Source organism: Micromonospora sp. CNZ299 (assembly GCF_002754415.1).
Genome location: NZ_PEFG01000001.1, coordinates 6,758,723 through 6,773,259, shown reverse-complemented (window position 1 = coordinate 6,773,259; position 14,537 = coordinate 6,758,723). Strand labels below are relative to the sequence as shown.

The following is a 14,537-nucleotide window of genomic DNA, read 5'->3' as shown; positions in this document are numbered from 1 at the left end:
GGCCAGCTCGCGTCCGCTCGCTCACGGCGTTTGTCACCTCGTTGCAAATTGTCGCGCTGGTGCCTCGCGTGCCGGTCAGATCGCCCGCTCCGGCAGCCCGTGGCTGCCGATGGAGGGTAACGGCGTGGGCTCGCTCACCGCCACTGTGGCGCCGCCCACGGGCGCAAACGTTATCCCAATGGTTTCGGACATTTGGTCCTATAACAGAATCTGGTCTCCGACCTTACCGCACTGGCCGACCGCCCGTATCGGGCGGGATCACCGGCTTCGGTCAGGGGTGCTCCATGATGAGGACGGCGAACGTGCCGGGCGTGAGCGCCTCGTAGCGGTGCGGTGCATCACCGGGGAAGGTGGCGTAGTCGCCGGGGCCGAGTTCGACCGGAGCCGTCTCGGGGCCCACCCGCAGGCGGCCGGCGGCGAGCACCACGTGTTCGACACTGTGGGGAGTGTGCCCGTCCGCGGCGCGGATCGCGCCCGGTTCCAGCTCGATCAGGTAGACGTCCCGGCGCAGGTGTGCCTCGCCCGCGCTGAGCAGCGTGCCGGTGAAGTCGGCCCGCTCGGAGCGGACCCGAGGACCGTCCCCTGCCCGGACCACCCGTACGCCGTCGTTGGTCGGCTCCACCAGCCGGCTGAACGGGACGCCGAGTGCCACGCCCAGAGCCCAGAGCGTCTCCACGCTCGGGTTGCCGGTGCCCGATTCCAGTTGGGAGAGCGTGGACTCGGCGACCCCCGCCCGCCGGGCCAGCTCGGTGAGCGAGATGCCGACGCGTTCGCGCTCCCGGCGGAGGGCGGCGGCGATGGTGGCCAGCGGGGCCGCGGGTTCCGGAGGCATACGGTCGCTCCACTGGATCAACGTTCGGTTCGGCGAACAGCATCAGCTGTTCAGCATGCTGAACCAGACCCGTCCTCAAGCAGGAACCGCACAACTTCGGGGAAAGTGCTCCCTCCGGTGTGCCGGAGGCAGCGTCATCCCTGATGTTGTGCGGATCTTGTCCAGTGCGTGGGTGACCCTGGGGCCGACCCGGTCAGACCTTGTCGCCGAGCTTGACCTGGGGAGCCGGGGCGCGCATGCGCCGGAAGGTGATCGACCGCATGACCGCGTAGAGGTAGAGCGAGCCCATGCGCTGGTCGGTCTTCGGGAAGCGTTCGCGGACCAGCTTGCTGATCTTGCGGCAGATCAGGATCGAGTCGATGACCACGCCCAGCGCCAGCGCGCCCCAGAGCACGTTCGAGATCAACCGGACCAGGGGCGGCATGGCCGCGTTCGACCCGATCAGCACGATCAGCGCGCCGCCGAAGAACCAGGTGCCGACCGTACGCCGGGAGTCGACCACGTTGCGGGCCAACAGCCGCTCCGGGCCACGGTCGCGGGGGCCGCCCTCACGGCGGAACTCCGAGGCGGCCTCGGCGCGCAGTTGGCGGCGACGCTCCCGCTCCTCCTCCTTGGTGAGGGGGCGGCTGGGGCCGGCCGGACGGCGACCGACGGTCGGCCGCTTGGGCGTCTCCCGACCCTTGGCAGGGGTGTAACCCCGGGACCGCTCGGCGGTCTCCTCGGGGGTCACCGAGGTGACGGCCTCGTCGACGAGGTCGGTGGACTTGCGGCGAAAGAGCGACGGCACGCGGCAAGGGTAGCCAACGGTCCGCGCCCGGTGCACATCGCGGTACAGCGGCCGACGGCTCCAGGTCGCAGCGCAACCTGGAGCCGTCGTGGTCGAACGATGGGTGAGCGGGGTTACGGACGTTCGGCGTGCGCGCCCAGGTCGGCGAGCTTCGCCTCGAAGTCCTCGTAGCCCCGGTTGATCAGGTCGACGCCGTACACCCGGGAGGTGCCCTCGGCGGCGAGCGCCGCGATCAGGTGGCTGAACCCGGCGCGCAGGTCCGGGATGACCAGGTCGGCGGCGTGCAGCTTGCTCGGCCCGGCGATCACCGCGGAGTGCTTGAAGTTGCGCCGGCCGAAGCGGCACGGGGTGCCGCCGAGGCAGTCGCGGTAGACCTGGATGTTGGCGCCCATCGAGTTGAGCGCCTCGGTGTAGCCCAGCCGCTGCTCGTAGACCGTCTCGTGCACGATCGACAGGCCGCGGGCCTGGGTGAGCGCCACGACCAGTGGCTGCTGCCAGTCGGTCATGAAGCCGGGGTGCACGTCGGTCTCCAGCGCCACCGCGTTCAGCTCACCGCCCGGGTGCCAGAAGCGGATGCCGCCCTCCTGGCCGAGGTCGCCCAGTTTCGGCGCGCGCGCGTCGGTGACCTCGTACTCGCCGCCGACCGATCGGAAGATGTTCAGGAAGGTCATCATGTCGGCCTGCTGAGCGCCGAGCACCTCGACGTGGCCACGGGTGGCCAGGGCGGCGGCCGCCCAGCTCGCCGCCTCGATCCGGTCGGGGATCGGCCGGTGGGTGTAGCCGTGCAGCTTCGGCACACCCTGGATCTCGATCACCCGGTCGGTGTGGACCTTGATGATCGCGCCCATCTTCTGCAGGATGCAGATCAGGTCGATGATCTCCGGCTCCACCGCGGCGTTACGCAGCTCCGTGACGCCCTCGGCCATCACCGCGGTCAGCAGCACCTGCTCGGTGGCGCCGACGCTCGGGTACGGCAGGGCGAACTTGGTGCCGTGCAGCCCGTTCGGCGCGGACAGGTGCAGACCCTCGGGCCGCTTCTCGACAGTGGCGCCGAACTCGCGCAGCGCCTGGAGGTGGAAGTCGATCGGGCGCGGGCCGATGTGGCAGCCGCCCAGGTCCGGGATGAACGCGTGCCCGAGTCGGTGCAGCAGCGGGCCGCAGAACAGGATCGGGATCCGGCTGGAACCGGCGTGCACGTTGATCTGGTCGGTGCTGGCGCTCTCCACGTTCGCCGGGTCGAAGACGAGCTCGCCGTCCTCGGCGCCGTCGGTGACCTTGACGCCGTGCAGACCGAGCAGACCCCGGACCACCTCGACGTCGCGGATCTTCGGCACGTCGAACAGTCGGCTCGGGCTGTCGCCGAGGAGCGCGGCGACCATCGCCTTCGAAACCAGGTTCTTCGCGCCGCGCACGCGGATCCGCCCTTCGAGCGGAGTGCCTCCGTGAACGACCAGGACGTCGTCGGTCAACGCAACCTCCAGCGCGTCGGTGCTGCAGTGTTATTGGTGGGGCGCCTGAGCCTTCTCGCTACCCCGGATGCGGCCATGTCGAAACGGCCCGCCTGTCTCTTCGCTCCGGGCAGCATAGCCCTCCGTGACGAAAAAGGACTCGGTCACATCGGCGTGTGTGGCATTAATCGGTGATCCGGCACTTTTGCGTACCAAGAGCGCTACAGATCGTGATCAGGACGCCGTCGGTGGCGGGGTGTCCGCGCCGGGCAGCGCGAGCATCTGGTCCAGCGCGACCCGGGCGTGGTGCGCGGTGTCGGGGTCGACCGTGATCTGGTTGACGACCCGGCCCGCGACCAGCTCCTCAAGGGCCCAGACCAGGTGCGGCAGGTCGATCCGGTTCATCGTCGAGCAGTAGCAGACGGCCTTGTCCAGGAACATGATCTGCTTGTCCGGGTGCGCCAGCGCGAGCCGGCGGACCAGGTTCAGCTCGGTGCCGAGCGCCCAGGCCGAGCCAGCCGGAGCCGCCTCGATGGTCTTGATGATGTATTCGGTCGAGCCCACGTGGTCGGAGGCGGTGACCACCTCGTGCCGGCACTCCGGGTGGACCAGGACGTTGACGCCGGGCACCCGCTCCCGGACGTCGTTGACGCTCTCCAGCGTGAACCGGCCGTGCACCGAGCAGTGCCCCCGCCAGAGGATCATCTTGGCGTCGCGCAGCTGCTCCGGGGTGAGCCCGCCGCCGGGCTTGTGCGGGTCGTAGAGCACGCAGTCGTCCAACGACAGGCCCATCTCCAGCACCGCCGTGTTGCGGCCCAGGTGCTGGTCGGGCAGGAAGAACACCTTCGACCCCTGCTCGAACGCCCAGTCCAGGGCGCGCTTGGCGTTGGAGGAGGTGCAGACCACGCCGCCGTTGCGACCGACGAAGCCCTTGATGTCGGCCGAGGAGTTCATGTACGTCACCGGGACGGTCTCGCCGGCGATGCCCAGCTCGGTCAGCGTGTCCCACGCGGCCTCGACCTGGCCCAGAACCGCCATGTCCGCCATCGAGCAGCCCGCCGCCAGGTCGGGCAGGATCACCCGCTGCGCGTCGGTGGTGAGGATGTCGGCGCTCTCGGCCATGAAGTGCACGCCGCAGAAGAGGATGTATTCCGCGTCCGGACGGGCCGCGGCCTCCCGGGCCAGCTTGAACGAGTCACCGGTCACGTCGGCGAACTGGATCACCTCGTCGCGCTGGTAGTGGTGCCCCAGCACGAAGACCTTGCTGCCCAGCTTCGCCTTCGCGGCCGTGGCGCGGGCCACCAGATCCGGGTCGCTGGGCGCCGGAAGGTCGCCCGGACACTCGACGCCGCGCTCGGTGTCGGGGTCGCTGCCCCGGCCGAGCAGCAGCAGAGCCGTCGCCGTGTTGGAGGGTTCCACCCAGGTCGAAGTCACGTAGCCATGGTCCCACAGCGCGAGCGCGACGCAGCTTCCGTCGGTGTGGGCTGCCACACTGCTCGGCATGCGCGTGCTGCTCTGCCCGGACAAGTTCGCCGGCACCCTGCCCGCACCGGAGGTGGCCGCCGCGGTGGCCGCCGGCTGGCGCACCGTCACCGATGGTGACGACCTGCTGATCCGACCGCTCGCCGACGGGGGTCCGGGCTTCGTGGAGGTGCTCGCCGAAGCGCTCGGCGGCCGGCGGGTGCCGGTGCCGACGGTCGACCCGCTGGGCCGTCCGGCCGCCGGTGAGATCCTGCTCACCACCGACGGCGCGACCGCCTACCTGGAGAGCGCCCAGGCGTGTGGTCTGCACCTGCTCTCTCCGGACGAGCGCGACCCGAAGACCACCACCTCGTACGGGCTGGGGGTGCTGGTGGCCGCCGCTGTGGAGAGCGGCGCCCGGACGGTGGTGATCGGGCTGGGTGGTTCGGGCACCAACGACGCCGGGGCGGGGATGCTCGCCGCGCTCGGTGTCACACCGCTCGACGCCGGTGGTGCCGCGCTGCCGTACGGCGGGGCTGCGCTCGCCGCTGTCGACGCGGTGGACGGCGTGCCCCGGCTGCGTGGCGTCCGGCTCGTCGCGGCCACCGACGTGGACAACCCGCTGCTCGGTCTGCACGGCGCGAGCAACGTGTTCGGCCCGCAGAAGGGCGCCGACCGCGCCGACGTGCTGCTGCTCGACGCCGCGTTGGAGCGCTTCGCGGCGGTGCTGGAACGCGATCTGGCCGGCTGCCCGGCGGGGCTCGGCACGATGCCCGGGGGCGGCGCCGCCGGCGGCATTGGCGCGGCGCTCCTCGCCCTCGGCGGCGGCTGCGAGTCGGGGATCGGCCTGGTCACCCGGGCCACCCGGCTGGACGCGGCGCTGGACACCGCGGACCTGGTGATCACCGGCGAGGGGTCGTTCGACCACCAGTCGCTGCGCGGCAAGGTGGTCGCCGGGGTGGCCGGTGCCGCCCGCGACCGGGGTGTGCCCTGCGTGGTGGTGGCCGGGCAGGTGAGCACCGGCCGGCGAGAGGCCGCCTCGGCCGGGGTCACCGACGCGTACAGCCTGGTCGAGCACTTCGGTGGGGAAGCGGGCGGCGGGCTCGACGCCGCGCTGAGCCGGCCCGCCGAGGGGCTGCGCGAGCTGGGCGCCCGACTGGCCCGGCAGTGGAGCCGCTGAGCGTTCCGGCCGCCTGACGACCGGGTCCACCTGGGGCGGGCGTCACGCCACGCGGGTGCACCCGGCCGAGGCGGCGTACGATCGGCGGAGGACCACAACCGGGAATCACTGGACGGCGCGCGGCGTTGGCCAGTGCGTCCGGACCCAAAACCGCGCAGGGAGACTTCCACGTGACCACGCCAGCGCAGACCGAGTCGACCGAGGCCCAGGCCCCTACTTCCGTCGAGGCCCAGGCCCCTACTTCCGTCGTCCTCACCGACGTCGCGGCGCAGAAGGTCAAGGCCCTGATCGAGCAGGAGGGCCGCGATGACCTGCGGCTCCGCGTCGCCGTGCAGCCGGGCGGCTGCTCCGGCCTGCGGTACCAGCTCTTCTTTGACGAGCGCTCGCTCGACGGTGATGTCGTCACCGACTTCGGTGGTGTCGAGGTCGTCGTCGACCGGATGAGCGCCCCGTACCTCTCCGGCGCGACGATCGACTTCGCCGACCGGATCGACGCCCAGGGCTTCACCATCGACAACCCCAACGCGGGCAGCTCCTGCGCCTGCGGTGACTCGTTCAACTGAGTCACGCACCACGCACCAACGACGACGGGGCCGTCCTTCGGGACGGCCCCGTCGTCGTTCCGGCCCGGGCGTGATGCCGCCTGGGAGCGGTCCCGACGCTTTCGTGACGGGCCGGTTGCCGTTGTCCGACCGACCGGTCACCGCCGGGTTGCCGGGCCGGTAGTCTGACCGCGCCCTGCTCCCGACCCCGAGGGTTGACATGAAGATCGCCGTCACCGGCTCGATCGCCACCGATCACCTGATGAGCTTCCCCGGCCGCTTCGCCGACCAGCTCATCGCCGATCAGCTGCACAAGGTGTCCCTCTCCTTCCTGGTGGACGACCTGGTGCTCCGCCGAGGTGGCGTGGCGGCGAACATCTGCTTCGGCATGGGGCAGCTCGGTCTGAGCCCGGTGCTGCTCGGCGCTGTGGGGGCGGACTTCGCCGACTACCGCTCCTGGCTGGAGCGCCACGGCGTGGACTGCGACTCCGTGCACATCAGCGAGGTGGCGCACACCGCCCGGTTCGTCTGCACCACCGACACGGACATGTGCCAGATCGCGTCGTTCTACGCCGGTGCGATGAGTGAGGCGCGCAACATCGAGCTCGCCCCGGTCGCCGACCGGCTCGGCGGACTGGACCTGGTGCTGGTCAGCGCCAACGACCCCGAGGCGATGCTCCGGCACTCGGCCGAGTGCCGGACCCGCGGGTACGCGTTCGCCGCCGACCCGTCGCAGCAGCTCGCCCGGATGGGCGGCGAGGACGTGGTGGCGCTGATCGAGGGCGCCGAGTTCCTGATGACCAACGACTACGAGAAGTCGCTGCTGCAGAGCAAGGCGAAGCTGAGCGACGACCAGCTGCTGGACCTGGTCAAGGTGCGGGTCACCACGCTTGGCAAGCACGGTGTGGAGATCGCCGGACGGGGCATCGACCCGATCCACGTGCCGATCGCGCGGGAGATCCGGGCGGTCGACCCGACCGGGGTGGGGGACGGCTTCCGGGCCGGCTTCTTCACCGCGCTCTCCTGGGGGGTCGGCCTGGAGCGGGCCGCCCAGGTCGGCTCGTTGCTGGCCACGCTGGTCCTGGAGACGGTCGGCACCCAGGAGTACGACGTCCGCCGCGACCTGTTCGTCAAGCGGCTCGCCGAGTCCTACGGTGACACCGCGGCGGACGAGGTCCGCCCCCACCTCCTGCCATAGCTCGTTGCCTCCTGTGATCGTTGGCAGCTGGGCAGCACGACAGGCCGAGCGAACTGCTGCTCAGCAGCCAACGATCACGAACGGGGCGGCCCTTTGCCCGGCCGGGCCGTCGACTGAGGCTGATCTGGATCGACGAATGAAGCGGGGTCAGTGGCGGCGGCGGATGTCGTAGGCCGGGCCGTCCGGGCCCTTGACCGACCCGAGGAACTCCTGGCCGCGCATCCGGCACCAGGCGGGAAGGTCGACCGCCGCCGCCGGGTCGTCGGCGAGCACCCGGACCACAGTGCCCACCGGCAGCTGTGGCAACCGCCGGGCCGCCGCGATCACGGGCAGCGGGCAGCGCTGCCCCCGGCAGTCGATGACCTCGTCCGGCATCGTCACAGCCCCACCACCCCGGCGTCGGCGCGCAGCTCGGCGACGATCCCGGGCAGTTCGTCGAGGAACCGCTCGACGTCCGCCTCGGTCGTCTCCCGGTGCAGGCTGACCCGCACGTTGCCGTGCGAGAGCACCCCCATCGCCTCCAGCACGTGCGAGGGACGCAACGTGGACGACGTGCACGACGAGCCGGACGACACGGCGAAGCCCCGCCGGTCCAGTGCGTGCAGCAGCGCCTCACCGTCGACGTACAGGCACGAGAAGGTGACCAGGTGGGGGAGCCGGAGCACCGGGTCGCCGACCACCTCCACGTCGGGCACGTCCGCCGCGACCCGCGTCCGGATCCGGTCCACCAGCGGGTCCAGCCGGGCCGCCTCCGCCGCCGCGTCGGCCGCCGCGGCCCGCAGGCTCGCCGCCGCCGCCACCACCGCGGGCAGGTTCACCACCCCGGGGGTACGACCACCCTCCCGCTCGTCGGCCGGCCAGGGTGACTCCCAGCGGGTGCCCTTACGGACCGCCAGCACCCCCACCCCGGGCGGACCGCCCCACTTGTGGGCGCTCGCGCTGAGCACCGACCAGCCGGCCGGCAGGGGCACCCGGCCGACCGACTGGGCGGCGTCGACGTACAGCGGCACCCCCGCCTCGGCGCAGATCGCGGCCGCCTCGGCGACCGGTTGCACGGTCCCCACCTCGTGACTGGCTGTGATCAGAGCGGCCAGCGCGACACCGGGTGCGCGAACGGCGGCCGACCACGAGGTCACGTCCAGCCGACCGACCCGGTCGACCGGCACACTGGTCGCGGTCCCACCCGCCGCCACGTGCCGCTCCGCCGCGTGCAGCACCGCCGAGTGCTCGATCGCCGAGTGCACCAGCGTCGACCCGACCCGGTGGCGCCCCGCCAGGCCACCGAGCACCGCGCCGTGAGCTGCGGTCGTACCGCTGGGGGTGAAGGACACCTCGTCCGCGCGGACGCCGAGCGTCAGCGCGGTGGCCTCGCGGGCGGCGTCGAGCAGTTGCCGTGCCCGGCGGGCCTGGCTGTAGAGCTTGCCCGGGTCGGCCCAGCCGTCGTCGAAGGCGGCCAGCAGCGCCTGCCGCGCGACCGGATGCATCGGCGCGGCGGTCGCCGCGTCCAGGTAGACCGAGGATGCGCTCACAGATCGACACGCTATCGCGGTGGTATGCCCATCATCCCCCCAATGGGGGGTGGACAGTGACCCCACCACGGCCGACTCCGTCATGGTCGAGTAATCTGCGACCGTCGGTGACGCCTTTGCCGTCGGTGCTGAGGAAAGACCCACCGCGGCGCGCTAGGGAGGCAGGACCAGGTGGTCGCAAGGAGTTCGGAGGTACGGCCGTCGGCCGTACGGCACAGCGCTTCCCCAGGGGTCGGTGGCCGCCGGGGGCGTGGTGCTGGTCGGTTGGCCGGGCTCGGTCTCGGTGGCGTGGCGCTGCTGGTCCTGCTCACGGGCTGTGACGTAGGGCAGGCGTTTGACGGCTTCGGCTGGCCGCAGGGCGGCATCTCGCCGGAGTCGAAGCGGATGTACGACCTGTGGATCGCCTCCTGCATCGCCGCGCTCGCGGTCGGTGTCTTCGTGTGGGGTTTGATCTTCTGGTGCGTCGTGCGCTACCGCAAGCGTGGCAACACGCTGCCGGTGCAGACCCGCTACAACCTGCCGATGGAGTTCCTCTACACCATCGCGCCGATCCTGATCGTCTCCGTGCTCTTCTACTACACGGCGATCGTGCAGACCGACGTCGACAAGTTGTCGAAGAACCCGGACGTCACGGTCGAGGTTGTCGCCTTCAAGTGGAACTGGCAGTTCAACTACCGCGACGGCCAGGGCCCGGAGGCCCGCACCACCGCGTCGACGCTCGGCACCAGTGAGGTCATCCCGGTGCTGGTGCTGCCGACCAACCGGTCCATCCGGTTCGAGGAGACCAGCCGCGACGTCATCCACTCGTTCTGGGTGCCGGAGCTGCTGTTCAAGCGGGACGTCATGCCGGGCAAGATCCGCAACGTGTTCGAGGTCTCGAGCCTGGACGCCGAGGGCGCCTACGTCGGGCGCTGCGCCGAGCTGTGCGGCAGCTACCACGCGTTCATGAACTTCGAGCTGCGGGTGGTGTCGCCGGAGAAGTACGACCAGTTCCTGGCGGCCAAGCAGGGCGGCAAGTCCACGCAGGACGCGCTGACCGAGATCGGTGAGCAGCCGTACGCGGAGACCACGCGGCCGTTCGACACCCGCCGGACGCAGGGCAACTTCAACCCGGACGACGTTCCGGCCCGCACGGGAAGCTGAGGCAGCCATATGAAGACCGAGTGGCGTATCTTCCTGATCATTGCCGCGTTCCTGCTCGGCGCCACCATCCTCTACGGCGCCTGGACCAACGGCGCGTCCGGTGGCATCGAGTGGGTCGGCACTGTGGCCCTGCTGCTGTCGTTCCTGCTCTGCACGATGTGCGGTGGCTTCTTCTGGTTCGTCTCCCGGCGTATCGACCTGCGCCCGGAGGACCGCCCGGACGCCGAGATCGCTGACGGCGCCGGCGAGGTCGGCTTCTTCAGCCCGGGCAGCTACTGGCCGTTCGGCCTGGCGCTGGCCGCCGCGATCGCCGCGCTCGGCATGGTGTTCTGGCAGTACTGGCTGATCGGCGCCGGTCTGGTGGCTGTCGTCTTCTCCGCCTGCGGGCTGCTGTTCGAGTACTACAGCGGCACCCGGCGCACCGCCGAGCACTGATCCACCCGGTCGCTCGCGACCGACCTGCGTGACGAAGGCCCGTTCCCCGAGTGGGGAGCGGGCCTTTCGTCGTGCGGGAGGCCGGACGGCACTGCGTGTCTGGCGGCGCCGTGGGTCAGGCGGCGTGGCGGCGGGTGGGCTGGCGACGTCGACGGCCGGCCAGCTGGGTGACCGGAACGGCGATCGCGGTGACCAGCACCACGGCGGCACCGCAGCCGGTGCAGATGAGCTCAGGACAGTCGGCGTCGTGACCGTCGACGCAGGGCGGCACCTCGAACGGTGCCACGCCCTCACAGACGTCGCAGTACAGCTCGCGGTGCGACACGGGCGTCTCCTCTCGAACCAGGCGACCCGCCCCCGAACGCGACAGCGGCGCACGGACGGAATCGGATAACTACTCGCCTGTAGTTTCCCACGCGGGTCCGACAAATCTCCCGTGGCCCGTCGCTGGGACCCCCTGCCGTTGGTGCCGCCAGGGTGATCCACTCGACATCATTGGCATCGGGGTGTCCGGGCGGCTCGGACGCCGCAGTGTCAAGGAACCCGAGTCGATCCAGGCCCTCGCCGCCGAGCGGCGACGCCGAGGTCAGGCCACGGTGGCAGTGGCGGTCGCGGTGGCGATCCAGCGGTCGAGGGTCACGGCGGCCGCACCGGAGTCGATCGACTCGGCCGCGCGGTCCAGGCCGGCGCGCAACGCCTCGGTCAGGTCGCCGTCGAGCGGGCCCTGGGTGGCCAGCGCCGCCGCCGCGTTGACCAGCACCGCGTCCCGGACCGGGCCCGTCTCGCCAGCCAGCAGGCGACGGGCCACATCCGCGTTGTACGCGGCGTCACCGCCCCGCAGGTCCGCGAGGGTGGACCTGGGGACACCCAGGTCCGTCGCGTCCAGCACGGCCTCGCGTACGGTCCCTCCCTGGGCCGCCCAGACGCGGGTCGGCGCGGCGGTGGTGAACTCGTCCAGCCCGTCCTCGCCGCGCATCACCAGGACGGAGTCACCACGGTCGGCGAACACACCGGCCATCACCGGGGCCATCCGCAGGTCGAAGCAGCCCACGGCGCCCGCGCGGGGCCGGGCCGGGTTGGTAAGCGGGCCGAGGAAGTTGAAGACGGTCGGCACGCCCAGCTCCCGTCGAACCGGGCCGGTGTGCCGCATCCCCGGGTGGAACCGGGCCGCGAAGCAGAACCCGATGCCGGCCTCGGTGACGCAGCGGACGATCGCGTCCGGATCGAGGTCGAGTGGGACACCCATGAACTCCAACAGGTCGGCGGTGCCGCAGGAGGACGACGCGGCCCGGTTGCCGTGCTTGACCACCCGGACGCCGGCACCCGCCACCACGAGGGCGGCCATCGTGGAGATGTTGACCGTGTGGGCGAGGTCACCGCCGGTGCCCACCACGTCCAGCGCGGTGGAACGCAGCTCGTCGGGGAGGTCCACCGGGACCGCCCGGCTCAGCATCGTCTCCACCAGCCCGGCCAACTCGGCGGACGTCTCACCCTTGGCCCGCAACGCCACCGCGAAGCCGGCGACCTGCGCGGCACCCGCCGAGCCGGCCATGATCTCGCCCATCGCCCAGGCGGTGTCGGCGGTGGACAGCTCGTCGCCGCGCAGCAGCGAGTTGAGCAGGTGCGGCCAGGTCCGATCGCCCATGACGGGCCTCCCGAGCGTGCGAAGTGCGGGTGGGCTGGAACCAGCGCCGAGTGTCCGGCGCCGTGGCGGTGCCGGAGGAGCGTGGGACGTCAGGCGGGTGCGTGCGTCCGCAGCAGCTCGGCCACCGTGCCGCCGGTGGTCACCGGGTCGAGCGGGTGCACCAGCGTCGCGTCGACCTCGGCGTACGCGGCCAGCCATCGGTCGGCGGCGCGGGCGATCACCAGGCAGGTCGGGGGAGCGTCGTCCCGGTCGTCCTTGATCTGCCGGGCGATGCCGATGCCTCCACCCGGGCTCGCCTCACCGTCGAGCACCAGAAGGTCGATCTCGTAGTCGTCGACCAGTCGGATGGTCTCCGCGTAGGTCGACGCGTCGACGAACTCGATCTGCAGACCGGGCGCGGGCCGGGTGCCGACGGCCATCCGCATCCGATCACGGACCTTCGGGTCGTCGCTGTAGAGCAGGACGGTGCAAAGACGATCGCTCATGCCGGCACTCCGCTTCGCTCCGTGCCGTCACGAGGCACCATCGCACTGCGCTTGATGATTCGTTCGCTGCGCTCACTCATTGCGGCACTGACTCCCACCTCGTAGCTGCCCGCCGATCGTACCGGTCGGGGTGACGTAGCCGACATCCCGCCCGCCACCGATCGTCGGGGCGTACCGTCCGGGCAGCTCAGGTGGCCGCGGCGTCGGCGGCGCGCTCGCGGGCCTCCTGGCGGTCCAGCTCGCGGTCGACCCGTCGGGCCTCGCGTTCGGACTGCTTGACCCACTGGACGACGAGCACCGCGAGCATGGTCACACTGACGAACTCACCACCCGCCCAGAGGATGCCGCCGGCGACCACCTGGTCGTCCCAGGGGTCCGACCAGGCGAGGTTGAGCGACGGGTACCAGTCCCCGCCGAAGAGCGTGGTGCTCTGCATGATGGTGAGGCCGAGCACGGTGTGGAACGGCACGGAGAGCAGCATCAGCAGCGCGCGCGCCGGGTACGGCCAGCGGCCGGGCAGCGGGTCGAGCCCGAGCAGCGGCCAGAAGAACACGCAGCCGGTCATGATGAAGTGCGCGTGCACCAGCTCGTGCGCCCAGGCGTGTTCGAGGGTGAAGCGGTACAGATCACTGAAGTACAGCACGAACGGGTTGACCACGAAGATGGCGAACGCCACCAGCGGGAAGCTGTAGACCCGGGCGACACGGCTGTGCACGATCGCCAGCAGGCGCTTGCGCGGCCCGACCGGCAGGGTGCGCAGGGCCAGGGTCATCGGCGCGCCCAGCGCCAGGAAGATCGGCGCCACCATGGACAGCACCATGTGCTGGATCATGTGCACGGACAGCAGCGCGGTGTCGTACGCGTGCAGTCCGCTGACCGTGACCAGCGCGATGCCGCCCAGGCCGGGGCCGATGAAGAACACGGTACGGGCGATCGGCCAGCGGTCGCCCCGCAGGCGCAGCCGGTACACCCCGTAGAGGTACAGGCCTGCGGCGAGCACCAGGCCGAGGGCCAGCCAGCTGTCCAGCCGGGTCTCGGTCAGCACCGTGCCGACGGTGAACGGCGGCGGGGCCGAGGTGGCGGCGAGGATCGGATCGACGTGCAGCACGCTTTTCAGGCTAGGCCAGGCGAACCGGACCCTGACGGTGGGGCCACGGAAGGCGCAGGTTTGCCACCCCGCTGATCGCCGCCCCCGGTCAGGGGCAATAATGACGGCGTGACTGCGGCCCCAGCCATTGACAAGAGCCGGATCCACTCTCTGACCCGACCGAACATGGTCAGCGTCGGGACGATCGTGTGGCTCTCCAGCGAACTCATGTTCTTCGCGGCGTTGTTCGCGATGTACTTCTCCATCCGCGCGGCTGCGCCGGAGCAGTGGGAGAAGCACACCGAAGCGCTGAACATCCCGTACGCGACCACCTTCACGGTGATCCTGGTGCTGTCCTCCGTGACGTGCCAGCTGGGCGTCTTCGCGGCGGAGAAGGGTGACGTGCACGCGCTTCGGCGCTGGTTCACCATCACCTTCGTGATGGGCCTGATCTTCGTGCTCGGCCAGCTGAACGAGTACCGGCACCTGGTCGCCGACGGCATCAAGATCAACGAAGACGGTTACGGGTCGGTGTTCTACCTGACCACCGGCTTCCACGGCCTGCACGTGACCGGCGGTCTGATCGCCTTCATCATCTTCATGGTCCGTACGACCATGGGCCGGTTCACCCCGGCGCAGGCGACCTCGGCGATCGTCGTGTCGTACTACTGGCACTTCGTCGACGTCGTGTGGATCGGGCTGTACGCCATGATCTACTGGCTTCAGTGATCTTGCGCGTCACATTCCGCGCTGCTGCTCCGTCCC

At 70.8% G+C, this 14,537-nt stretch carries 16 protein-coding genes; 6 read left to right on the top strand and 10 right to left on the bottom strand.

Going from position 1 to position 14,537, the window contains the following annotated elements:
- Positions 1 to 271 precede the first annotated feature (271 nt).
- The 4 genes from CLT68_RS30540 to nadA form a co-directional block, all read right to left on the bottom strand.
- Complete coding sequence (locus tag CLT68_RS30540; RefSeq protein ID WP_099856143.1) at positions 272 to 832, bottom strand: XRE family transcriptional regulator; 561 nt, start codon at positions 830 to 832, stop codon at positions 272 to 274.
- A gap of 193 nt (positions 833 to 1,025) precedes the next feature.
- A complete protein-coding gene (locus CLT68_RS30535; RefSeq protein WP_088949466.1) occupies positions 1,026 to 1,619 on the bottom strand; it encodes a DUF3043 domain-containing protein in 594 nt (197 codons plus the stop codon).
- A gap of 113 nt (positions 1,620 to 1,732) precedes the next feature.
- Complete coding sequence (gene murA / locus CLT68_RS30530) at positions 1,733 to 3,088, bottom strand: UDP-N-acetylglucosamine 1-carboxyvinyltransferase (RefSeq protein WP_099856141.1); 1,356 nt, start codon at positions 3,086 to 3,088, stop codon at positions 1,733 to 1,735.
- Between the two features lie 213 nt (positions 3,089 to 3,301).
- Entirely contained in the window at positions 3,302 to 4,501 is a 1,200-nt protein-coding gene (nadA, locus tag CLT68_RS30525; RefSeq protein ID WP_099857817.1) for a quinolinate synthase NadA, read from the bottom strand.
- Positions 4,502 to 4,568: 67 nt separating this feature from the next.
- Between nadA and CLT68_RS30520 the strand changes: the two genes are divergently transcribed.
- From CLT68_RS30520 to CLT68_RS30510, 3 genes are all read left to right on the top strand, one after another.
- On the top strand, positions 4,569 to 5,708 hold the full coding sequence (locus CLT68_RS30520; protein WP_099856139.1) for a glycerate kinase family protein: 1,140 nt from the start codon (positions 4,569 to 4,571) through the stop codon (positions 5,706 to 5,708).
- A 170-nt stretch (positions 5,709 to 5,878) separates the two neighbouring features.
- On the top strand, positions 5,879 to 6,271 hold the full coding sequence (gene erpA / locus CLT68_RS30515) for an iron-sulfur cluster insertion protein ErpA (RefSeq protein WP_088949463.1): 393 nt from the start codon (positions 5,879 to 5,881) through the stop codon (positions 6,269 to 6,271).
- Positions 6,272 to 6,470: 199 nt separating this feature from the next.
- Positions 6,471 to 7,448 carry a carbohydrate kinase family protein gene (locus CLT68_RS30510; protein WP_088949462.1) on the top strand — a complete coding sequence of 326 codons (978 nt, stop codon included), beginning with the start codon at positions 6,471 to 6,473 and terminating at the stop codon, positions 7,446 to 7,448.
- Positions 7,449 to 7,595: 147 nt separating this feature from the next.
- Here the strand turns inward: CLT68_RS30510 and CLT68_RS30505 are convergent, their stop codons facing one another.
- Positions 7,596 to 7,829 (bottom strand): sulfurtransferase TusA family protein, encoded by a 234-nt coding sequence (locus tag CLT68_RS30505; protein WP_088949461.1) that lies wholly within the window; start codon positions 7,827 to 7,829, stop codon positions 7,596 to 7,598.
- On the bottom strand, positions 7,826 to 8,977 hold the full coding sequence (locus CLT68_RS30500) for an aminotransferase class V-fold PLP-dependent enzyme (protein WP_099856137.1): 1,152 nt from the start codon (positions 8,975 to 8,977) through the stop codon (positions 7,826 to 7,828). Before CLT68_RS30500 ends, CLT68_RS30505 begins: the two co-directional genes overlap by 4 nt.
- 171 nt (positions 8,978 to 9,148) lie before the next feature.
- Here CLT68_RS30500 and ctaC point away from each other — a divergent pair, with 171 nt between their 5' ends.
- Together ctaC and CLT68_RS30490 are read left to right on the top strand one after the other, a co-directional pair.
- Positions 9,149 to 10,120 (top strand): aa3-type cytochrome oxidase subunit II, encoded by a 972-nt coding sequence (gene ctaC / locus CLT68_RS30495; protein WP_099856134.1) that lies wholly within the window; start codon positions 9,149 to 9,151, stop codon positions 10,118 to 10,120.
- Positions 10,121 to 10,129: 9 nt separating this feature from the next.
- Positions 10,130 to 10,555, top strand: a complete 426-nt coding sequence (locus CLT68_RS30490; RefSeq protein WP_088949458.1) for a cytochrome c oxidase subunit 4 — start codon at positions 10,130 to 10,132, stop codon at positions 10,553 to 10,555.
- Positions 10,556 to 10,670: 115 nt separating this feature from the next.
- On the opposite strand, the gene CLT68_RS30485 is transcribed toward CLT68_RS30490, so the two are convergent.
- The 4 genes from CLT68_RS30485 to CLT68_RS30470 form a co-directional block, all read right to left on the bottom strand.
- Entirely contained in the window at positions 10,671 to 10,880 is a 210-nt protein-coding gene (locus CLT68_RS30485; RefSeq protein ID WP_099856132.1) for a hypothetical protein, read from the bottom strand.
- 261 nt (positions 10,881 to 11,141) lie between these two features.
- On the bottom strand, positions 11,142 to 12,200 hold the full coding sequence (trpD, locus tag CLT68_RS30480; protein ID WP_099856130.1) for an anthranilate phosphoribosyltransferase: 1,059 nt from the start codon (positions 12,198 to 12,200) through the stop codon (positions 11,142 to 11,144).
- An 89-nt stretch (positions 12,201 to 12,289) separates the two neighbouring features.
- Complete coding sequence (locus CLT68_RS30475; protein WP_088949455.1) at positions 12,290 to 12,685, bottom strand: hypothetical protein; 396 nt, start codon at positions 12,683 to 12,685, stop codon at positions 12,290 to 12,292.
- Between the two features lie 187 nt (positions 12,686 to 12,872).
- Positions 12,873 to 13,793, bottom strand: a complete 921-nt coding sequence (locus CLT68_RS30470) for a cytochrome c oxidase assembly protein (protein ID WP_371409485.1) — start codon at positions 13,791 to 13,793, stop codon at positions 12,873 to 12,875.
- 108 nt (positions 13,794 to 13,901) lie between these two features.
- Here CLT68_RS30470 and ctaE point away from each other — a divergent pair, with 108 nt between their 5' ends.
- Entirely contained in the window at positions 13,902 to 14,501 is a 600-nt protein-coding gene (ctaE, locus tag CLT68_RS30465; protein ID WP_099856128.1) for an aa3-type cytochrome oxidase subunit III, read from the top strand.
- The last annotated feature ends 36 nt before the right edge of the window (positions 14,502 to 14,537 follow it).